This is a genomic window from Azospirillum sp. UFLA03-27, assembly GCF_059803775.1.
In genome coordinates, this window is sequence record NZ_JAUQTX010000113.1 from 1 (window position 1) to 19,939 (window position 19,939).

The following is a 19,939-nucleotide window of genomic DNA, read 5'->3' on the forward strand; positions in this document are numbered from 1 at the left end:
GCGTATAATCGTCGGCAGCGTCAGATGTGTATAAGAGACAGCTGCGCGTTCCGCCGCCGCGAAACCCGCCGCCCGAACCCAATCCGCCGAGAAGGCCGGGCAGGAGTTCGAGGCGCTGATGGTCGGGCAGATGCTGGAGTCGATGTTCGCCGGTGTGGAGACCGGCAGCGCCTTCGGCGGCGGCCAGGGCGAGCGGACGTGGCGCAGCTTCATGCTCCAGGAATACGGCAAGGCCATCGCCGAGGCCGGCACGCTGGGGATCGGCCGCATGGTCGAGGCCGACGTGGCCCGCCTCTACGGCCAGACGAGCGAAGGAACCAAGGGATGAGCCGCCGCTTCAAGGACCTGATCCGCGAATTCGCCCCCGACACCAAGCCGGAGGCGGACGCCGCCCCCGTCGCCGCCGCGGAACCCGAGATCCCCGCGCTGGCCGACGGGCCGACCGCCGTCGTGATGACGGAGTTCCTCGACACGGTGGCCGAACTGAGCGTCCTGCTCGACGAGGAGACGGCGGCGCTCGCCGCCGGCGATCTGGAGGGGCTGGAGGGCTACGCCCGGCGCAAGCAGGCGATGGCCGACCGTCTGGGCGGCATCATGACCCAGGCGCAGTCGGGCACGCTGCGGCTGAACGACGATCTGCGCGCGATGATCCTGGAGCGGGTGGAGCGGCTGGACCGCGCCATCAACGACAACGCGGCGGGGCTGGTCGCCATGCGCAAGGCCGTGCTGTCGATCAACCGCAGCCTTCTTGTGGCCTTGGAAAAGGCGGCCAGCGACGGCCTCTACGCCCCCTCCGGCCATGCGGTGCGCCCGGTCGAGCTGTCGGCGTCGGGCCTGAACGCGGAGCTGTAATCTCCGCCGATGCCAAGGGTTCCGCCGCCGGATGCGGGCCGCTATAGTCCGCCGTCCGCTTGGCCGCATCCTCCCGAGGCTTCCGCATGCCCGCAACCGACCGCGCCGGCTCCCCGTCGCTCGCCGTTTTCACCCATGGCGAGCTGATCGGCGACGCGCTCATCAAGATTCCCTTCGTGCGCGCCCTGCGGGGGCTGTTCCCGGATCACCGGATCACCTGGATCACCACCGAAGGCACCCATCTGGCGACCACGCTGCGCCCGATGATGGACGGGCTGATCGACGAGTTCCGCGCCGACACCGGCATCGGGCGGAGCCCGCTCGGCCTGCTGAAGCCGATGCCCATCCGCGAGCGCTTTTCCCTGGTGCTGGACACCCAGGCGCTGCCCTGGCGGACGCTGCTGGCGCGACGGTTGAAGCACGACGTGTTCGTCTCGGCCTGCGCCGGCTACCGCCTGTCGGACCGCCGCCCACCGCCCGGCTACAAGGAGCCGCGGCATGTGCTGGACCGCCTGTTCGACCTGCTGGAGGTCGCCGGCGGGCGCCGTCCGCCGCTGGACATGGCCGTGCCCATCCCGGCCGAGGCCGAGGCCGAGGCGCGCGCCGTCCTGCCCGATGGGCCGAACTACGTCGCCATCGCGCCGGGGGCGGGCAAGCGCGTGAAGTGCTGGCCGCTGGACCGCTTCGTGGAACTGGCCCGCGCCCAGGTCGCCGATGGGCGGGTGCCGGTCTTCATCCTCGGCCCGGCGGAGTTGGACTGGCTGCCCGAGCTGCGCGCCGCGGTGCCGCAGGCGCTGTTCCCGCTCCAGGACGCCGAACCGGCGGAGCCGCGCTATTCCCCGGTGCGCACCATCGCGCTGACCCGGCGCTGCGCGGCGGCGGTCGCCAACGACAGCGGGACCAGCCACCTGTTCGGCCTCGCCGACGTGCCGCTGCTGACCCTCTACGGTCCGACCATCGCGGAGAAGCTGCGCCCCAAGGTGACGCGGGGCGCGGTGCTGACCGCCGCCGCCTTCGGCGGCCGCGAGATGGAGCGCATTCCCGCCGATGCGGCGATCCGGGAGGTCGAGGCGCTGATCCGTTCCTGAACCACCCTCGGCTTTCGTTCAGCCGGCCGTCCTCACTCGGCAAACCCGCCGGCGGAGAATTCCAGGGCCAAAGCCCCCGCTCGCCTGTTATGGTTGCGGGAGGCCTCTCGCACCACGGGGTCCGGGCATGGAAGACAAGCTGATTGCCTACATCGGCCGGTTGAAGGAGCAGATCGCCACCCTGCGCTCCGCCGACTTCACCACCCCGGAGGAGCGGGTGTCGTGTGAGGCCGTGGCCGACAGCCTGGAACTGGTCGTGCGCGAGTTGACGGACCTCATCGAGATCCGCTGACCCGTGCCACGCCGCGAAAAACGTCCGTGACGGCGCCTCACGCCGGCTCGTAGAAGCGTGCCAGTTCGCACGCCGGGACCGGGCGCCCGATCAGATAGCCCTGGAGCTGGTTGCAGGACTCGTTCTTCAGCAGGGTCCGCTGCTCCTCCGTCTCCACGCCCTCCGCCGTGACGGCGATGTCCAGACTCTTCGCGAGGGCCAGGATGGTGCGGATGATCGACAGGGACTCGCGGTTCTCCGCCATCAGCTGAACGAAGGATCGGTCGATCTTCAGCTTGTCGAAGGTGAATTTCTGAAGGTAGCTGAGGCTGGAATAGCCTGTGCCGAAATCGTCCAGGGCGATGCGCACCCCCGCGGCCTTCAGGGCGGTCAGCGCCGCCAGGGCACGTTCGGTGTCGTCGATCATCACCCCCTCGGTCACCTCGATCTCCAGCCGGTGCGCCGGCATTCCCTCCTCCTCCAGGATGCCGAGGATCGTGGCCGGAAGGTCGGAGTGGCGGAACTGGACCGGCGACAGGTTCACCGCCACCTTGACCGGGTCCGGCCAGTTCCGGGCGTCCCGGCAGGCGGTGCGCAGCACGAACTCGCCGAGCTGCATCACCAGCCCGCTCTCCTCGGCCAGCGGCACGAACTCCGACGGCGGAATCATGCCGCGCTCCGGATGCTTCCAGCGCACCAGCGCCTCGAAGCCCAGGATGCGGTGCGTCCGGCAATCCTCCAGCGGCTGGTAATGGACGCTGAGCGCGCCGTCGCTCAGCGCTTGGCGCAGGTCGCGCTCCAGGCCACGGCGGGCCTGCAGCCGCTCGTCCATTTCCGCCTCGAAGAAGCGGAAGGTGCCCCGCCCCTCCGACTTGGCGCGGTAGAGGGCGGTGTCGGCGTGCTGGAGCAGCGCTTCCGCCCCGGTGCCGTCCTGCGGGAACAGGGCGATGCCGACGCTCGTCCCGACCACCATCCGCTGGCCGTCCAGCTCGGCGGGCACGCCCAGCGCCTTGACCAGACGGTCGGCCAGGGCCAGCGCCTCGCCCGGCTGGGCGATGCGGTGCAGAACGGCGAACTCGTCGCCGCTTAGCCGCGCCACTGTGTCGTGGCTGGGCACCGCCTCCAGCATGCGGCGCGCCATCTCCTGCAGCAGCCGGTCGCCCGCCGGGTGGCCCAGCAGGTCGTTCACCGCCTTGAAGCGGTCGAGATCCAGATAGAGCACCGCCACCCCGGTGCGCGCCCGCCCCGCGCTGGCCAGCGCGCCGTTCAGCCGGTCGAGGAACAGGGAGCGGTTCGGCAGGCCGGTCAGCAGGTCGTGATGGGCCATATGGCGGATGCGCTCCTCCGCCCGCTTGCGCTCGCGGATGTCGCGCACGGCGACGACACGGGCAGGACGGCCCTCGTGCGTGATGTCCTGTCCGTGCGCCTCGACCATCACCAGGGTGCCGTCGTCGTGCAGCAGGTCCAGCTCCACCCGCTCGGAGGAGGGCTGGGCCAGCTTGCGCTCGATGTCGGAGCGGCGGTTCTGCACCACGAAGCGCAGCATGGACTGGCCGATAAAATCCGCCTGCGGTTTGCCCAGCAGTTCCGCCATGGCGCGGTTGACGTCGAGGATCACGCCGTCGCGGTGGATCACGATGCCTTCCGTGGTGGCGTCGGCGAGCTGGCGGAACCGCTCCTCGCTGGCGCGCAGCCGGGCCGCCTCGTGCGCCGTCCTGGCGGCCAGCCGCTGGTCGACGATGGCCCCGGCAAGGCCCAGCGCCATCACCACCGTGGCCGTTACCGCGATGGCGACCGCCAGCAGGCCCGGCTCCATGATCTGGTCGGACATGTCGTGCAGCGGGTCGGGGATCAGCGTGACGCCGGCCATGCCGGTGAAATGCAGCCCGCAGATGCCCAGCGCCAGCAGGGCCGCGCCGGCCGCCAGCCCCTTCAGCGACCCGATCCGCAGGGCGGCGGTGAAGCCCGCTCCGCCCAGCAGGACGCCCAGGCCCAGGGCCACCGCGACGTAAGCCGGGTCGTAATGCAGGTTGGCCGGCACCTGGAGCGCCGCCATGCCGGTGAAATGCATGGCCGTCGCCGCGGCCCCGGCGATGGCGCCGCCCAGCGGGGCGGCCAGCCGCCCGCCGCCGATGGCGTGGCGGATGCCCACCGCGGCGCCGCCGATGGCGATCAGGATCGACAGGACCGTCAGGCCGACGTCGTAGCCCATGGGCAGGCTGGTCCGGAAGGCCAGCATGGCGATGAAATGGGTCGCCCACACGCCGCCGCCGGTCGCCGTCGCGGCACCGGCCAGCCAGCCCCAGCGCGCCCGTCCCGCCACCGCGGCCGCGCGGCGGGCCAGGTTCAGGGACACCCAGGCACCGAATCCACAGACCGCCCCCGCCAGCAGCACGAGCCACAAATCGTGCTGCTGGGTTATGCAGGCATACACACGCATCATCCGGCGTTCATCCCGTTCCGGCGGCTCGACGCCGCTTGATCCGATTACCTTAATCTTTTGGTACGTTAATAATCCTTTTTCGGATCCGTCCGGAGCGCGGAATCGGCATGCGCAAGTTGCGCGGACGCTACAGTCGGTAGCGCAGCGCGTCGACCAGGGCGGCCAGAGCCGGCGGGATCTGCCGGCGGCTGGGGTAGTAGAGGTAATAGCCGGGAAACGGTGTGCACCAATCGTCCAGCACGCGGACCAGCCGCCCGGCGGCGACGTGCTCCGCCACCTCGTCCTCGAAGATGTAGGCCAGCCCCCGCCCATCCAGAACGGCGGCCATGATGACGTCCATGTCGTTGGACACCAGCGATCCGGTCACCCGGACGTTCACCGGATGGCCGTCCTCCTCGAATTCCCACACATAGACGGCGCCGGACGTGGTGAAGCGGTAGTTGATACAGTCGTGCCCGGCCAGATCCTGCGGGGCGCAGGGCACCGGACGCTGCGCGAAATAGGCAGGCGCGCCGACGATGGCCGCCCGGATGTCCGGGCCGATGCGCACCGCGATCATGTCCTTTTCGAGTTGCTCGCCCAGCCGGACCCCGGCGTCGAAGCGGCTTGCCACGATGTCGGTCAGGCTGCTGTCGATGGACAGCTCCACCTGCACCTCCGGATAGTCGGCGAGGAAGCGCGACAGCACGGGCCACAGCACCCGGACGGCGGCGTGCTTGCCGGTGGTGATGCGCAACGTGCCGGCGGGCTTCTCGCGCAGTTCCCCCACCGCCGCCAGCCCGGCGGCGATGTCGTCCAGTGCCGGCCGCAGGGTGCGCAGCAGCCGCTGCCCGGCCTCCGTCGTGGACACGCTGCGGGTCGTCCGGGCCAGCAGGCGCAGGCCCAGCCGGTCCTCCAGCGCCTTCATGGCGTGGCTGAGCGCGGATTGGGACATGCCCAGCCGGGCCGCCGCCCGCGTGAAGCTCCCCTCCTCCGCCACGACGGCGAAGGCCGCCAGATCGCTGAGGTCGTTCCGGTTCATTCATGCACCACGTTCATAAGCCCAAGCGGATTGTACCGGCTATTCGTCTCGCGGCGAAGCGGTTAGGATGCTCGTGGTTACGCTTGCGGGCCAAACGAACGGATAGGGCGGTCGCTTCCGCGGAAGACCAACTCCCACACTGGGATGTTTGCCACACCCGCCGAACGGGACCACACTGCACACGGTCTTTTCGAAGCTGGGCTTCACGCAAGAATTGCCCGCCGAAGGCCCGCACCATAATACCCGACAGGCAGAGTCGAGAGACAGGGATCATCCGATGATTCGTTTGAACATCAACGGGCAGGACCGGGACGTCGACGTGCCCGGCGACATGCCGCTTCTGTGGGTCCTGCGGGACGAGCTGAACCTGACCGGCACCAAGTTCGGCTGCGGCATCGCCCAGTGCGGCGCCTGCACCGTCCATATGGACGGCACGCCGATCCGCGCCTGCCAGACCCCGGCGGAATCCGCAGCCGGCACCAAGATCACCACGATCGAGGGCGTGTCTGGCACGGTCGCCCAGGCCGTCCAGGCATCCTGGCAGAAGTTGGACGTGGTGCAGTGCGGCTACTGCCAGTCCGGCCAGATCATGAGCGCCGTGGCCCTGCTGACCGACAACCGCAACCCCACGGACGACGACATCGACGCGGCGATGGACGGCAACGTCTGCCGCTGCGCCACCTATCCGCGCATCCGCGCGGCCATCAAGGACGCCGCCAAGGCGATGGGGGCCTGAGCCATGCTGAACCAGCTCATCAAGCAGGCGGCGGCGGACGTCGCCTCCCCCTCGCGCCGCGGCTTCCTCAAGGGGGCCGGCGGCGCGCTGGTTCTCGGCGCCATGCTGCCCCGGACCGGTTTCGCCAGCGAGACTGCCGCCCCCAAGGTCGTCGGCCCGGCCGACCCGCGCCCGCAGGCCTTCATCCGCATCGCCGCCGACGACACGGTCACCGTGCTGGTCAAGCATCTGGACAAGGGCCAGGGCATCATGACCGGCCTGACCACCATCGTCGCGGAGGAGCTTGACGCCGACTGGGCGCAGATGCGGGGCGCCTTCGCCCCGGCGGACGGCGCGCTCTACGCCAACCACTTCTTCGGCATCCAGGGCACCGGCGGCTCCACCGCGGTCGCCAACAGCTGGGACGAGCTGCGCATGGCCGGCGCCGCCGCCCGCGCCATGCTGGTCGCCACCGCCGCGGCGCGCTGGTCGGTCCCGGTCTCGTCCGTCACGGTCGAGCAGGGCGTCGTCCGCCACGCCGCCTCCAACCGCAGCGCCCGCTTCGGCGAGTTGGCGGAGGACGCGGCGAAGCTGCCCGTCCCGCAGAACGTCGCGCTGAAGGACGCCAAGGACTACAAACTCATCGGCAACCCGTCGCTGCACCGGCTGGACCATGTGTCCAAGACCGATGGCACGGCGATCTTCGCCATGGACATCCGCCGCCCCGGCCAGGTGACGGCGGTTCTCGCCCGCTCCCCCCGCTTCGGCGGCACGGTGAAGTCGGTGGACGCCGCCGCGGCGAAGCAGGTGCCGGGTGTCCTGGAGGTGCTGACCCTGCCGATCGGCGTCGCGGTCGTCGCCAGGAACACCTGGGCCGCCATGAAGGGCCGCGAGGCGCTGACGGTGGAGTGGGACGACGCTAAGGCGGAGATGCGCGGCACTGAGGAGATGCTCGCCGACTACCGCAAGCTGGCCGACCAGCCGGGCAATGTGGCCACCGACACCGGCGACACGGCGAAGGCCCTGGCCAGCGCCGCCAAGGTGGTGGAGGCGGAGTTCGTCTTCCCCTATCTCGCCCACGCCCCGATGGAGCCGTTGAACGCGACCGTGGAGCTGACTCCGGACGGCGGCTGCACCATCTGGGCCGGCTCCCAGTTCCAGGGGGTGGAGCAGAAGGTCGCCGCCGGCATCCTCGGCTGCAAGCCGGAACAGGTGGTCATCAACACCGTCTGGGCGGGCGGCAGCTTCGGCCGCCGCGCCACCCCGGACGCCGACTACATCGCGGAGGCGGTGACCATCGCCAAGGCCTATGGCGGCAAGGCGCCGGTCCATCTGGTGTGGACGCGCGAGGACGACATCCGCGGCGGCCGCTACCGCCCGCTGTTCCTGCACAAGGTGAAGGCTGGCCTGGACGCCTCCGGCACGCTGGTGGCGTGGCGGCAGAGCATCGTCGGGCAGAGCTTCATGATCGGCACCCTGTTCGAAGGCTTCATGGTCAAGAACGGCGTGGACGCGACGGCGGTCGAGGGCGCCTCGGACATGGCCTACGCGGTGCCGAACCTGCATGTCGACCTGCACTCCCCGCCGTCGCCGGTCACCACCCTGTGGTGGCGCTCGGTCGGCCACACCCACACCGCCTACGCCAAGGAGGTGATGATCGACGAGCTGGCCGCGGCGGCGGGCAAGGACCCGGTGGCCTTCCGGCTGGAGATGCTGAAGGATCACCCGCGCCTCCAGGGCGTGTTGAAGCTGGCGGCCGAAAAGGCCGGCTGGGGCCAGCCGCTGCCCAAGGGCAAGGGCCGCGGCATCGCCGTGCATGAAAGCTTCAGCAGCTTCGTCGCCCACGTCGCGGAGGTCTCCGTGGACGAGCAGGGCCGCGTGACCATCGACCGTGTGGTCTGTGCGGTGGATTGCGGGCAGGTCGTGAACCCCAACATCGTCGAGGCTCAGGTCTCCGGCGGCACCGGCTGGGCCATCGGCCACGCGCTGCGCGACGAGATCACGCTGACCGGCGGGCTGGTGGACCAGAGCAACTTCGACGCCTACCAGCCGCTCCGCAACTCGGAGATGCCGCCGATCGAGGTTCACATCCTCCCCTCCACGGCCCGTCCGACCGGCGTCGGCGAACCCGGCGTGCCGACCGCGGCCCCGGCGGTCGCCAACGCGGTCTTCGCCGCCACCGGCAAGCGGCTGCATCACCTGCCCTTCACCCGCTCCGGCATGGTGTAACGACGGCGCAGAACAGGGCAGGCCGGGGCGTTTTTCCCCCGGCCTGTCTGCCCTGTCCTGCCCGTATGACGTTTTTGCTGCAAATTCATGACGCCCGGCGTTAAGAGGAAACGGCAGAACCGACCGAGAGAACCGTTTCCATGCTGCTGCTGCGCGCCATCCGCTCCATGATGCCGAAGGAAGAGCGGGTCATTGAGCAATTCATCGAGCAGGCCCGGCACATCGTCGACGCCTCCGCCGCCCTGGAAGCCGTCATGCAGGCCGGTCCGGAGGAGCGCGCCGACCGTACCGCGACGCTGAAGCGGATCGAGAAGGACGCCGACCGCGTTGCCAAGGACGCCGGGCGCGGGTTGCACCGCGCCTTCATCACCCCCTTCGACCGGTCGGAGATCCAGGCGCTGATCAACGCGCTGGATGATTGCATCGACCTGATGGACGAGGTGCCGCGCCTCGCCGCGCTCTACGGCATCGAGACCTTCGACGACCGGATGATGCGCATGGCGGCGATCGGCCGCCGCCAAGCGGCCCTGCTGTCCGAGGTCATGCCGCTGCTGACCAAAATCTCCGTACACGCCGACCGCATCCTGCACATCTGCGGCCAGATCTCCGACCTGGAGGACGAGGCCGACGAGATCCTGCGCGACGCCATGAAGTCCCTGATCGCCGAGCGTCCGGAGATGATCGACTTCCTGGGCCGCCGCGAGGTCTACGAACTGCTGGAAGCCGTCACCGACCGCTGCGACGACGTGGGCGACCTCATCGAAGGGATCACCCTGGATCAGGCGTAAGGGCGGTTCTCGCCCACGGGCGGGGGAGCGAAAGCCGCTCCCCGCTCACATCCGGCTCAAACCTGGGCCATGCCGCCGTCGGCGAACAGCTCCACGCCATTGACGAAGCTGCTGTCGTCGGACGCCAGGAAGACAGCGGCCCTGGCGATTTCGTCGGGATCGCCGACGCGGCCCAGCGGCACCTGCGCCGCCAGATAATCCACCAGCCCCTGCTGCTGCGCCGCGTCCGGACCGGCCAGCTCGACCAGACCCGGCGTGCGGATCGGGCCGGGGCTGAGCGTGTTGACGCGGATGCCGCGGTCCTTCAGGTCCAGGATCCAGCTGCGGGCGAAGTTGCGCACCGCCGCCTTGCTGGCGCTGTAGACGCTGAAGGCCGCCGTGCCCATGCTGCCGGCGGTGGACCCGGCGAGGATCACCGACGCGCCCCGGCCGAGCAGCGGCAGCGCCTTCTGCACGGTGAACAGCACGCCCTTCACATTGCGGTTGAACGTGTCCTCATACTGCTCCTCGGTGATGGCGCCCAGCGGCAGCATGCCGCCGCCGCCGGCGTTGGCGTACAGCACGTCGAGACGGCCCGCCTCGCTCTGGATCCGGGCATAGAGCCGATCGAGATCGGCCAGATTGGACGAGTCGGCCTGCACCCCCGTCGCCGTGCCGCCGGCGTCCCGGATCGCCGCGACCGCGGCCTCCAGTTCGGATCGGCGGCGGCCGGTGAGGTAGACGGCCGCACCTTCGGCGGCGAAGCGCTTGGCCGCGGCAAGGCCGATGCCGCTGGTGGCGCCGGTGACGAGGGCGATCTTGCCGTCGAGCTTGCGTGACATCGGAAGTCTCCTTGGGACTGGGTTGTTCGCTGGAGACAAAGCTATCGACGGCAGATAGACACCGAAATAGAAACGACTGAAAACCATCGTTGCAGGATTGGCGATGTCGAAACTGCCGGATTTCGAAGGCTTGGCGATGTTCGCCAAAGTGGTGGAGGAGCGCTCCTTCGCCGGTGCGGCCCGCGCCATGGGCGTGTCGGTCGCCACGGTGTCGCGCGCGGTCGGCCGGCTGGAGGAGCGGTTGGGCGGACGGCTGTTCAACCGCTCCTCGCGCCGGCTGGCCTTGACCGATTTCGGCCATTCCCTGGCCGAGCGCGCGATGCGCCTTTACGACGAGGCGGAGGCGGCCGAGAACGCGGCGCGCGAACTGTCCAGCCGCCCGCGCGGTCTGATCCGTCTGGCGGTGCCGATGTCGTTCGGGTTGCGCTGGGTGGCGCCCCTGCTGCCGGACTTCTTCCGTCTCTATCCGGAGATTTCCATCGACCTGCATTTGAGCGACGCGACCGTCGATCTGGTGGGCGAAGGCTTCGACGCCGCGCTGCGGATCGCCGTGCTTCCGGACAGCTCGCTGGTGGCCCGGCGGCTGTGCCCCATCGCTCCCGTCGTCCTTGCCGCTCCCGGCTACATCGCCCGCCACGGCCTGCCCCGGCATCCGCGTGACCTGAAGGACCATCATTGCCTGGGCTACGCGTACCGGCGGCGCCAGGACATCTGGCACTTCACCAACGGCGCCGGCGAGGAGGAGAGCGTGACTCCGTCCGGCCCGCTGCGCGTCACCAACGCCGACGCCCTGGTGCCGATGCTGCTGGAGGGTTTGGCGATCGCCGAACTGCCGGAGTTCATGGCCGCGGAGCATGTGGCGGACGGGCGGCTGACCGCCATTCTGACCGACTGGTCGCTGCCGAAAGGCGGGCTCTACTTCGTTACTCCGTCGGCCCGCACACGTCCGGCGAAGGTCGGGGTCCTGGCCGACTTTCTCATCGAGCGCCTGTCGGAGCCGGTGTGGCGGCGGACCGTCGGCCTGGGCAAAGACTAACACGCCCCGGTTATGGTTAACGGTACATAAACCAATTCACGGCTAATTTCGAAGCATCGCCGCTCCGATCCCGAGAGATTGCCGCCGTGAAGCTGCGCCTCGTCACCGCCGCCGCCCTTTGCGCCTTTCTCGCGATCCCGGGGGGCATGACCACCGGACGGAGCGCGCAGGCCGCAGGCGACTCCACCCCCTACGGCCACAGCACGGAGGCTGAGGAGGTCGACCGCTTCCTGCGGGCGCTGCGCACCATCCGCGGCCAGTATGTCGAGCCGCTGACCGACCGCGAGCTGGTGGACATCGCCATCAAGGCCATGGCCGGGCGGGACCGCTACTCCGCCTATCTGGACGACGGTGAATACCGGCAGTTGCAGGCGTCGAACGACGGCGCCTTCGCCGGGCTGGGCATCCGCTACGAGGCCCACGGCACCCGCGTCCGCATCGCCGAGACCGTTCCCGAGTCTCCGGCGGAGGCCGCCGGGCTGCGCTCCGGCGACGTGATCCTGGCGGTGGACCAGCAGCCGGTCGGCGGGGCGGAGCTGGCAACCGTCAAGCAGATGCTGAGCGGGCCGGAAGGGGCGGCGGTATCTCTGACCGTCCTGCGCGTCGGGACGCCGGACCCCTTCGACGTCAGCGTGGTCCGCGGCAAGCTGCGCATCCCCTCGGTCCGGCTGGCCGCCGTCGGGGCGGTGGGCTACATCCGTATAAGCCGCTTCGACCGCCAGACCGCCACCGGGGTCAGCACGGCCATCCGCTCGCTGCGGGAGCGGATCGGGCCGGACATCGGCGGCTTCATCATCGATGTGCGCGACAATCCCGGCGGGCTGGTGCAGGCGAGCGTCCGCGTTGCCGACGCCTTCCTCGACAAGGGAACGATCCTGACCGCCCGTGGTCCCGGGCGCGGGGCGGACAAGACCTACACCGCCACCCCCGGCGACGAGACGGACGGCCTGCCGCTGGTGGTGCTGGTCAACGCGAAATCCGCCTCCGCCGCGGAAATCCTGACCGGGGCGCTGAAGGACCACCGGCGCGCCACGGTGATCGGCACGACGACCTTCGGCAAGGGGATCATCCAGAGCGTCATCCCCTTCGACAGCGGGGCGCTGAAACTGACCACGGCGCGCTACTACACGCCGTCGGGGCAGTCCATTCACCAGATCGGCATCCAGCCCGACGAGACCATCGCGGAGCCGGCCGCGGAGGACGGGCAATCCGCCCCGCCGTCCAACGGCATCCCCAACGCGGCCAACGATCAGGCCTTCGCCCGCGCGTTGTCCATTCTCCGCTCCCGCTGACCGGTATTTCGCCGACGGATCAGAAGATCACCTCGCCAGCCAGCAGGGCGAGGACCAGGAAGACCAGGAAGATGATCAGCGCGATCCCGAAGAGGATCTTCGCGACTCCCGCGGTGGCCGATGACACGTTGGTGAAGCCGAGCGCGCCGGCGACCAGAGACACCACGAAAAAGATCAACGCCCATTTCAGCATGGACCGCTCCTGCGCGTTCTGAAACCCAGCCGGCACGTCCGGCAGGGTAGGAACCTCGCGGACCGCCGCAGGTTCCAGCGCAGGCCGGTCAGGCTCTCCCTATTCGCTCGGGTCCGGAATTCCGCGGGATGGCCGCGCCGTTGCGGGTTACCACCCGGTGCCGGAGCGGTTCGGCAGGGATTGGCGCGTCATGCCCTGGTCCATGCCGGACTCGTTGGGCGACCGTGTGCGGCTTTGCGGCTCGCTCACGCTCGACCCGCTATAGGGGCCGGAGCTGGAACTGGTCGCGTTCGGGTTGACGTTCGGCTCGTCCACACCCTGGCTGCCGGACGTGCCACCACCCGTGAGTCCGCTGCCGGAGCCGCCGCTGTTCATCCCGCCGCTGCCCGTTCCGCCGCCGTCCATACCCGAACAGGCGGCCAGAAGCATCGCGGCCGACGCCGCGATCATCAGATTGCGCATGACGCACTCCCTCAGGCTGATGTCTTGAAGGTACAGCCCTTCTCAACGGACTCCGCCCGGGAGGGTTCCGATTTCGGAGGCCCGGGCGGCAACGGGCGTTTCAGCGTCCGGCGGCTTGGCGGCGCAGGGCCTTCATCTCGTCGAACCGGGCGGAGACGTCGCGCATGACCGCCGCCATCCCCAGCATTGTCCCATCGGTGTCCTTCAGGGGCACGATGGTGAACTCCACCGAGATGCGGGTTCCGTCCTTGCGCGTCGCCGGCACCGACAGCAGATCGCCGCTGCCGTAACGGCTCTCACCCGTCTTCATCACCTGATCGTAGCCGTCCCAATGGCGTTGGCGCTGACGGTCCGGAATGATGATGTCCAGAGACTGGCCGAGCGCCTCGTCGGCGGTGAAGCCGAACACACGCTCGGCCCCCGCGTTCCAGAAGCGGATAATGCCCTCGCGGTCGGAATAGGCGATGGCCTCGGCCGGGCTGTTCAGCAGCGCCAGCCCCAGCCGTTGCAGATCGTTCTCGGTCATGAGTTCCCCCCTCGTCCTTGTGTTGCGGTCAAATATCCAGAACCAGGCGTGCGCTGCGGGCGCGCGACACGCAGATCATCATCGTCTTTCCGGCGGCGCGTTCGGCGTCGGACAGGACGCTGTCGCGATGGTCGGGCTCCCCCTCCAGCACCACCGTCTCGCAGGTGCCGCAGATGCCCTGCTCGCACGACGAGGCGACGGAAACACCCGCGGCGTCGAGCGCGTCCAGCACGCTCACCCCCTCCTTCACCGCGACGGTCACGCCGGAGCGGGCGCAGACGACCTCGAAGCGATCATCCGGTGCGGCGTCACGCTCCGCATCCGCGCGCGGCGTGAACCATTCGAAGCGCACGTCCTGCGACGGCCGTGCGGCGCCTGCGACCGCGTCCATCAAACGCTGCGGGCCGCAGCAATAGATCAGGGCATCGTCGGGCGTCGCCGTGAGCAGGTCGGCCACCGCCAGCCGCCGGCCTTCGTCCGCGGCGTGAACCACCACGTCGCCGTTGGCCAGATCGCGAAGCTCGGCGAGGAACGGCGCCTCGGCGGCGCTGCGCACGCAGTAATGCAGGACCCAGTCGGCTCCTCGGCGCGACGCCTCGCGGATCATCGGCAGCAGAGGCGTGATGCCGATGCCACCGGCGATGAACCGGTAGCGCGGGGCGGCGTCGAAGCGGAAATTGTTCCGGGGGGGACTGATGGTCACTGTGGTGCCGAGCCGCAGGTCCCCGTGGATGAAGCGCGATCCCCGCCCGCCCGGCAGATTCAGGACGGCGATCCGGTAGGCGGAGCGATCCGCCGGGTCGCCGCACAACGAGTAGGAGCGCACCGCCCCGTCCGGCAGGTGCACGTCGATGTGCGCGCCCGGTTCGTAGGGCGGCAAGTCCTCGCCGTCCGGATCGCGAAGCTCCACCAGCAGGACCTGCGGTGTGACGCGCGCCATATAATGGACGCGCATCGACCGCGTCGTTGCCGGCGACCGTTGCGCATTCTCCCTTAGACCGGTTGTCGTCATTCTTTCGCCCGCCCGGGTGGTTGCTCCATCCTGCACCCCGCCCTGCCTTCGGACGCCCGGGCTGAGCGGGGCACCGCTGGCATGCCAGATACATTACGGCCACTTTAAAACCTCAACTTAACTTGAGGTCAAGGCCCAATAACGTCCCGCCGTTCGGGGAACCGTCCCGGCTCCGCTCGGTTGCCGATGGATCGAGCGACTTCATCATGACCGTTTGCGACGGAGACTCCCTCATGGCGAGCACGGCTTCCGACATCCTGGTGGATGTTCTGGTGGATTGGGGCGTGGACACAATCTTCGGCATGCCCGGCGACGGCATCAACGGCATCGTCGAAGCGTTGCGCCGCCGCCAGGACGAGATCCGCTTCATCCAGGTCCGTCACGAGGAGGCGGCGGCCTTCGCCGCCTGCGGCTACGCCAAGTTCACCGGTCGGCTGGGCGTGTGCATCGCAACCTCCGGCCCCGGCGGCCTGCATCTGCTGAACGGCCTCTACGACGCCAAGCTCGACCACCAGCCGGTGCTGGCGATCACCGGGCTGCAGTACCACGACCTCGTCGGCACCTACACCCAGCAGGACGTGGAGCTGGACAAGGTGTTCCAGGACGTCGCGCTCTACAACCAGCGCATCATGGGGGCGGCGCACGTCCGCAACATCGCCAATCTGGCCTGCCGCACCGCGCTCGCCCACCGCGGCGTGTCGCACATCACCATCCCCGTCGATCTGCAGGAGCAGGGCATCGGCGCTGACATGCGGGCGCCGCGCAACGTGAAGGACCACAACACCGCCCTGTTCGCCCCCCAGCTTCCCGTTCCGTCGGAGGCGCAGACCCGCCGCGCCGTGGAGGTCCTCGACGCCGGCAAGCGCATCGTCATCCTGGCCGGACAGGGGGCGCTGAGGGCGACCGACCAGCTCGAACGGCTGGCCGACAAGCTGGGGGCGGTGATCGTCAAGGCGCTGCTGGGCAAGGCCGCGGTGCCGGACGACAGCCCCTTCACGACGGGGCAGGTCGGGCTGCTCGGCACCGCCCCCTCGCAGGAGGCGCTGGAGACCTGCGACACGCTGCTGATCGCCGGCTCGACCTTCCCCTACATCGAGTATTACCCGAAGCCGGGGCAGGCCCGCGCGATCCAGATCGACATCGACGCGGCGCGCATCGGCCTGCGCTACCCGGTGGAGGCCGGGCTGGTCGGCGATTGCGGGCTGGCGCTGGACATCCTGACCGAGCGGGTGCGGCGGCACGAGGACCGCTCCTTCCTCAAGACGGCGCAGGCCGGCAAGGCGGAGTGGATGAAACTGATGGAGGAGCGCGGCACCCGCCCCGACCTGCCGATGAAGCCGCAGGTCGTCGCGTGGGAGCTGGGCAAGCGCCTGTCCGACACGGCCATCGTCGCCTGCGACAGCGGCACCATCGCCACCTGGTGGGCGCGGCAGATCCCGGCGCGGCGCGGCCAGATGCATTCCCTGTCCGGCAACCTCGCCACCATGGCGCCGGGCGTCCCCTACGCCATCGCGGCGCAGCTCGCCCATCCCGGACGGCAGGTGATCGCCTATGTCGGGGACGGCGGCTTTTCCATGCTGATGGCCGACTTCGCCACGGCGGTGAAGTACAAGCTGCCGATCAAGGTCATCATCAACAACAACAACTCGCTCGGCCAGATCAAGTGGGAGCAGATCGCCATGCTCGGCAACCCCGAGTATGTCTGCGACCTGCAGCCCATCGACTTCGCCAAGGTGGCGGAGGCCTGCGGCGGCCGGGGCTTCACCATCACCGACCCGAAGGACTGCGGCGCCACGCTGGACGCCGCCCTCGCCCATCCGGGGCCGGTGGTGGTGGATTGCCTCGTCGACACCAACGAGCCGCCGATGCCGCCGAAGGTGCAGGCCAAGCAGGCCCTGCACTTTACCGAGGCGCTGGCCCGCGGCACCCCCGACGCCCTGAAGATCGCCGCCACCGTCTTCAAGGGCCGCGCCCGCGAGGTGATCTGAGGCGCGGCCCGGCGGGGAAGGAGGGGCGGCCGCTCAGGCGGCGCGCCCCACCCCCTGCTGTGATCCCTGTTGGGGGGCCGCGTCGGTCATCGCGTAGTTGCGCCCGAAGCGGTTGGCGATGAAGTCGGCGTAGCGCACCTCCTCCTGCTTTACGAAGCCCCGCTGCGGCAGTGTGCCGTCGGCCAGCAGGTCGAGCACGGCGCACATGCCCGAGGCGGTGGTGATCTGGATGCCGTTGTAGAAGGTGCCGCCGATCTCCCGCCCGTAAATCTTGTTGGCGTGGGTTTCCTGGAGCAGCCGCCCCCGCTTCGTCCCGGTCACCGTCACGAAGATCAGCACGACGTCCTGGAGGGTCGCCGGGATCGAATGCTCCAGGATGTCCTTCAGCAATTCCCGCCGGCTTCCCAGCCGCAGGTCGTGCAGCAGCGCCTTCATCAGGTCGCGGTGCCCCGGATAGCGGACGGAGCGGTAGTTGAGCGTCCGCACTTTGCCCGCCAGCGTCTCGCACAGCGTGCCCAGCCCGCCCGAGGTGTTGAACGCCTCGTACAGCACGCCGTCGAGGGAGAACTCCTCGCGCTCCTCCAGCGGCGGGACGGAGACGAGGCGGCCTTCGACGATGGCCTCGCAGGGCTCCAGATACTCGTTGATGACGCCCTCAGTGCTCCAGGTCAGGTTGTAGTTCAGGGCGTTGGACGGGTACTTCGGCAGGGCGCCGACGCGCATCCGCACCGTGTCCAGCGTGTCGAAGCGCGAGGCCACGTCGTTGGCGACGATGGAGATGAAGCCCGGCGCCAGCCCGCACTGCGGGATGAAGGCGCAGGGCGCGCCGTCGGCCAGCTCCTTGACGCGCCGCGTGCTCGCCACGTCCTCCGTCAGGTCGAGGTAATGGGTGCCGGCGTCCCGCGCCGCCTCCGCCACGCCGACCGTCAGGTGATAGGGCAGCGCGCTCAGCACCGCGAACTTGCCGCGCATCGCCTCGGCGAGATCGGCGGGGTCGGCGGCGTCCACCACGCGCGTCTCCATGCGCGGGTGCGTCGGCAGCCGCTCCAGCGCGTCCGCCGAACGGTCGGCGACCGTCACCCGGTAATCGCCCGTGGCCTTCAGGAAGTCGCCGATGGTCTCGCCGATCTTGCCGCCGCCCATCAGAAGAATGTCGCGCATCGTCCCGTACCCCCTGCTTTCTGTCTTGCGTCGTTATGACGCAATCTTGACCGGACGGCCTGTCGATGTGCAGGGTGCAGGGTGCCGAAACGCCTGACATTGACCGGCGGATTGACGGAAAGGCTGGCGATATGATGGACGAGCTGGATCAGCACCTTCTCGACGCGCTTCAGGACAACGCGCGGGAGCCCACCGCCGCGCTGGCCCGCCGCCTGCGCGTGTCGCGCAGCACGGTGCAGAGCCGCATCCAGCGGTTGGAGGAACGCGGCGTGATCGCCGGCTACACGGTGCGGCTGTCGGACGAGACGACGCGCCGGATGATCCGCGCCCATGTCTCCATCAACCTGTCGCCCAAGCTGACCGCCGCGGTGGTCCAGGCGCTGAAGCGCATCCCGGAGGTGCGGGCACTCCACGCCATCAGCGGCGCGCACGACCTGATCGCCGTGGTGCGGACCGGAACGATGGAGGAGATGGACGCATTGATCGACCGCATCGGCGCCATCGACGGCATCGAGCGGACGACCTCGTCGATCATCATGGCAACGAAGTTCGAGCGGTAAAGAAAGGTGATGGTCGCCCGGCCGCTCCGGTCAGCGCTTCACGGCGGGCGTGATCTCCCCCGCCTCCTCCAGCCGCCGCAGGCAGGCGACCAGCGCGCGTTGGAAGTTGCGGCCCTCGGAGGGCAGGTTCACCCCCTGGCCGGTCGTCCAGAACTCCACGAAGGCGCAATCGGCGGCGCGGTCCGCGGTTGGCCATTCGACGGCGACGCCCAGCCCGAGTTCCGCCGTGCGGCGGCGGCTGTCGGTGACCAGGATCTTCGCTTCCCAATGCATCCCGCCGCTGCCCGCCTCGGCGCGGCGGTGGCTCCACAGGCGCAGGTAATCGCGGAAGCTTTCGGACGAGCGGTCGTGCTGAAGGTAGCTGCCACGGTCCACCACCGCGGGGGCGAGGCGCAGCGCGTAGCGGGCCTGGGCCAGCGCCTGGGTCACCTCCGCGATCAGCCGGTCCATTTCCGCGAAGCTGCGCCGCACATTGTCGGCCAGCGCGGCGGCCAGCGCCTCCCCTTTCAGCGCGCCGGAGGCGGCGCGGTCGGAGCGGTACATCTCGAACAGGTCGTCGCTGTCACTCATTGCCGTGATGCGCCGCGGAAGGTGGTGAGTTCCTTCGTCTACCGCCAAACCCGTTGAGAAGACATTAAGCTGAATTCCAAACCATCCGGCCCGCGCCCAATCACGCCCGCCCGTTCACGCCCACCCGTTCACGCCCGCTGCGCCGGCTGCGCGGCCCCTCCGTTCTTCAGACGCAGCACATACATCATCACCTCGGCCACCGCCTGGTAATGCTGGAGCGGGATCACCGCGTCGACCTCCGACGCGGCGTAGAGGGCACGGGCCAGTGGTGGGTTCTCGATCACCGGGACGCCGTTCTCCTCCGCCACCGCGCGGATGCGCAGCGCCACGAGGTCGGCCCCCTTGGCGAGGCAGACCGGCGCCGGCATCTTGGCGCGGTCGTACTCCAGTGCCACCGCGAAGTGCGTCGGGTTGGCGATGACCACCGTGGCGCGCGGCACGTTCGCCATCATGCGGCGCTTCGAGCGGTCGCGCCGGATCTCGCGCAGCTTCGCCTTCAGATGGGGGTCGCCCTCGGTCTGTTTGAACTCGTCCTTCAGCTCCTGGAAGGTCATGCGCAGGCGGCGCCGCCATTCCAGCCGGTTCCACAGCACGTCCACGGCGGCCATCACCACCGTCGCCAGAAGGACGGCCAGAAGCAGCCGCAGGGTCAGGTCCCGCAGCAGGTCGGGAAGCGCCGCAACGTCCATCCCCACGATCCCCTCCGTCCAATCGATGTAGGGCGCCACGGCGAACCAGACGGCGCAGGCGATGATCGCCAGTTTCACGAGACTCTTCACGAATTCGACCAGCGCGTGGCGCGAGAAGATGCGGCGCCAGCCGCTGAGCGGCGACAGGTGCGACAGCTTCGGCCGGATGCGGTCGCTGGCGGCCAGCAGCGGCCCCTGCCCCTGTCTCTTATACACATCTGA

At 69.4% G+C, this 19,939-nt stretch carries 22 protein-coding genes; 11 read left to right on the top strand and 11 right to left on the bottom strand.

The annotated features are described in order from the left end of the window. Nucleotides 1-213: hypothetical protein (locus tag Q4I23_RS17465; RefSeq protein ID WP_498527031.1), on the bottom strand; the 213-nt coding region annotated here is incomplete at its 3' end. Between Q4I23_RS17465 and Q4I23_RS17470 the strand changes: the two genes are divergently transcribed. The 4 genes from Q4I23_RS17470 to Q4I23_RS17485 all read left to right on the top strand — a co-directional run bounded on the left by Q4I23_RS17470 (nt 143) and on the right by Q4I23_RS17485 (nt 2,232). After that, nucleotides 143-328, top strand: a complete 186-nt coding sequence (locus Q4I23_RS17470; protein ID WP_498527030.1) for a rod-binding protein — start codon at nt 143-145, stop codon at nt 326-328. The two genes, Q4I23_RS17465 and Q4I23_RS17470, sit on opposite strands and share 71 nt — an antisense overlap. Next, on the top strand, nt 325-852 hold the full coding sequence (locus Q4I23_RS17475) for a flagellar protein FlgN (RefSeq protein ID WP_498527019.1): 528 nt from the start codon (nt 325-327) through the stop codon (nt 850-852). The genes Q4I23_RS17470 and Q4I23_RS17475 overlap by 4 nt, the downstream gene beginning before the upstream one ends. A gap of 86 nt (nt 853-938) precedes the next feature. Further along, on the top strand, nt 939-1,940 hold the full coding sequence (locus Q4I23_RS17480; protein WP_498527020.1) for a glycosyltransferase family 9 protein: 1,002 nt from the start codon (nt 939-941) through the stop codon (nt 1,938-1,940). 127 nt (nt 1,941-2,067) lie between these two features. After that, nucleotides 2,068-2,232, top strand: coding sequence for a hypothetical protein (locus Q4I23_RS17485; RefSeq protein WP_454020853.1), 165 nt, complete (start codon nt 2,068-2,070; stop codon nt 2,230-2,232). A gap of 37 nt (nt 2,233-2,269) precedes the next feature. Here Q4I23_RS17485 and Q4I23_RS17490 read toward each other — a convergent pair whose 3' ends face one another. Both Q4I23_RS17490 and Q4I23_RS17495 read right to left on the bottom strand, forming a co-directional pair. Then, a complete protein-coding gene (locus tag Q4I23_RS17490; protein WP_498527021.1) occupies nt 2,270-4,654 on the bottom strand; it encodes an EAL domain-containing protein in 2,385 nt (794 codons plus the stop codon). A 127-nt stretch (nt 4,655-4,781) separates the two neighbouring features. After that, complete coding sequence (locus Q4I23_RS17495) at nt 4,782-5,675, bottom strand: LysR family transcriptional regulator (RefSeq protein WP_454020851.1); 894 nt, start codon at nt 5,673-5,675, stop codon at nt 4,782-4,784. A 277-nt stretch (nt 5,676-5,952) separates the two neighbouring features. Between Q4I23_RS17495 and Q4I23_RS17500 the strand changes: the two genes are divergently transcribed. From Q4I23_RS17500 to Q4I23_RS17510, 3 genes are all read left to right on the top strand, one after another. Continuing rightward, on the top strand, nt 5,953-6,411 hold the full coding sequence (locus Q4I23_RS17500; protein WP_119509595.1) for a (2Fe-2S)-binding protein: 459 nt from the start codon (nt 5,953-5,955) through the stop codon (nt 6,409-6,411). Nucleotides 6,412-6,414: 3 nt separating this feature from the next. Beyond that, nucleotides 6,415-8,619, top strand: coding sequence for a xanthine dehydrogenase family protein molybdopterin-binding subunit (locus Q4I23_RS17505; RefSeq protein ID WP_498527022.1), 2,205 nt, complete (start codon nt 6,415-6,417; stop codon nt 8,617-8,619). Between the two features lie 140 nt (nt 8,620-8,759). Then, nucleotides 8,760-9,407, top strand: coding sequence for a DUF47 domain-containing protein (locus tag Q4I23_RS17510; protein ID WP_014199671.1), 648 nt, complete (start codon nt 8,760-8,762; stop codon nt 9,405-9,407). A 56-nt stretch (nt 9,408-9,463) separates the two neighbouring features. On the opposite strand, the gene Q4I23_RS17515 is transcribed toward Q4I23_RS17510, so the two are convergent. Further along, on the bottom strand, nt 9,464-10,228 hold the full coding sequence (locus tag Q4I23_RS17515; protein WP_498527023.1) for an SDR family NAD(P)-dependent oxidoreductase: 765 nt from the start codon (nt 10,226-10,228) through the stop codon (nt 9,464-9,466). 103 nt (nt 10,229-10,331) lie between these two features. Here Q4I23_RS17515 and Q4I23_RS17520 point away from each other — a divergent pair, with 103 nt between their 5' ends. Together Q4I23_RS17520 and Q4I23_RS17525 are read left to right on the top strand one after the other, a co-directional pair. Then, a complete protein-coding gene (locus tag Q4I23_RS17520) occupies nt 10,332-11,264 on the top strand; it encodes a LysR family transcriptional regulator (RefSeq protein ID WP_498527024.1) in 933 nt (310 codons plus the stop codon). Between the two features lie 86 nt (nt 11,265-11,350). Beyond that, nucleotides 11,351-12,556: a S41 family peptidase gene (locus Q4I23_RS17525; RefSeq protein WP_498527025.1), complete on the top strand. Its 1,206-nt coding sequence runs from the start codon at nt 11,351-11,353 to the stop codon at nt 12,554-12,556. Nucleotides 12,557-12,575: 19 nt separating this feature from the next. On the opposite strand, the gene Q4I23_RS17530 is transcribed toward Q4I23_RS17525, so the two are convergent. The 4 genes from Q4I23_RS17530 to Q4I23_RS17545 all read right to left on the bottom strand — a co-directional run bounded on the left by Q4I23_RS17530 (nt 12,576) and on the right by Q4I23_RS17545 (nt 14,692). Further along, nucleotides 12,576-12,749: a DUF1328 domain-containing protein gene (locus Q4I23_RS17530; RefSeq protein ID WP_014199667.1), complete on the bottom strand. Its 174-nt coding sequence runs from the start codon at nt 12,747-12,749 to the stop codon at nt 12,576-12,578. Nucleotides 12,750-12,896: 147 nt separating this feature from the next. Further along, nucleotides 12,897-13,211: a hypothetical protein gene (locus Q4I23_RS17535; protein ID WP_454020846.1), complete on the bottom strand. Its 315-nt coding sequence runs from the start codon at nt 13,209-13,211 to the stop codon at nt 12,897-12,899. Between the two features lie 100 nt (nt 13,212-13,311). Further along, nucleotides 13,312-13,737: a PAS domain-containing protein gene (locus Q4I23_RS17540; protein ID WP_237907861.1), complete on the bottom strand. Its 426-nt coding sequence runs from the start codon at nt 13,735-13,737 to the stop codon at nt 13,312-13,314. 28 nt (nt 13,738-13,765) lie between these two features. Continuing rightward, nucleotides 13,766-14,692 (bottom strand): PDR/VanB family oxidoreductase, encoded by a 927-nt coding sequence (locus Q4I23_RS17545; RefSeq protein WP_498527026.1) that lies wholly within the window; start codon nt 14,690-14,692, stop codon nt 13,766-13,768. A 290-nt stretch (nt 14,693-14,982) separates the two neighbouring features. Between Q4I23_RS17545 and Q4I23_RS17550 the strand changes: the two genes are divergently transcribed. Further along, the gene (locus Q4I23_RS17550) at nt 14,983-16,737 is read left to right on the top strand and encodes a thiamine pyrophosphate-dependent enzyme (protein WP_498527027.1); all 1,755 of its coding nucleotides are present in this window, start codon (nt 14,983-14,985) and stop codon (nt 16,735-16,737) included. Nucleotides 16,738-16,770: 33 nt separating this feature from the next. Here Q4I23_RS17550 and Q4I23_RS17555 read toward each other — a convergent pair whose 3' ends face one another. After that, complete coding sequence (locus Q4I23_RS17555) at nt 16,771-17,898, bottom strand: saccharopine dehydrogenase family protein (protein ID WP_498527028.1); 1,128 nt, start codon at nt 17,896-17,898, stop codon at nt 16,771-16,773. A gap of 131 nt (nt 17,899-18,029) precedes the next feature. Between Q4I23_RS17555 and Q4I23_RS17560 the strand changes: the two genes are divergently transcribed. Then, nucleotides 18,030-18,458: an Lrp/AsnC family transcriptional regulator gene (locus Q4I23_RS17560; protein ID WP_454020842.1), complete on the top strand. Its 429-nt coding sequence runs from the start codon at nt 18,030-18,032 to the stop codon at nt 18,456-18,458. Nucleotides 18,459-18,488: 30 nt separating this feature from the next. Here the strand turns inward: Q4I23_RS17560 and Q4I23_RS17565 are convergent, their stop codons facing one another. Both Q4I23_RS17565 and Q4I23_RS17570 read right to left on the bottom strand, forming a co-directional pair. Beyond that, entirely contained in the window at nt 18,489-19,028 is a 540-nt protein-coding gene (locus Q4I23_RS17565; RefSeq protein ID WP_145626155.1) for a hypothetical protein, read from the bottom strand. A gap of 128 nt (nt 19,029-19,156) precedes the next feature. Next, a partial coding sequence (locus Q4I23_RS17570) for an EscU/YscU/HrcU family type III secretion system export apparatus switch protein (protein ID WP_498527029.1) occupies nt 19,157-19,939 on the bottom strand: 783 nt, incomplete at its 5' end.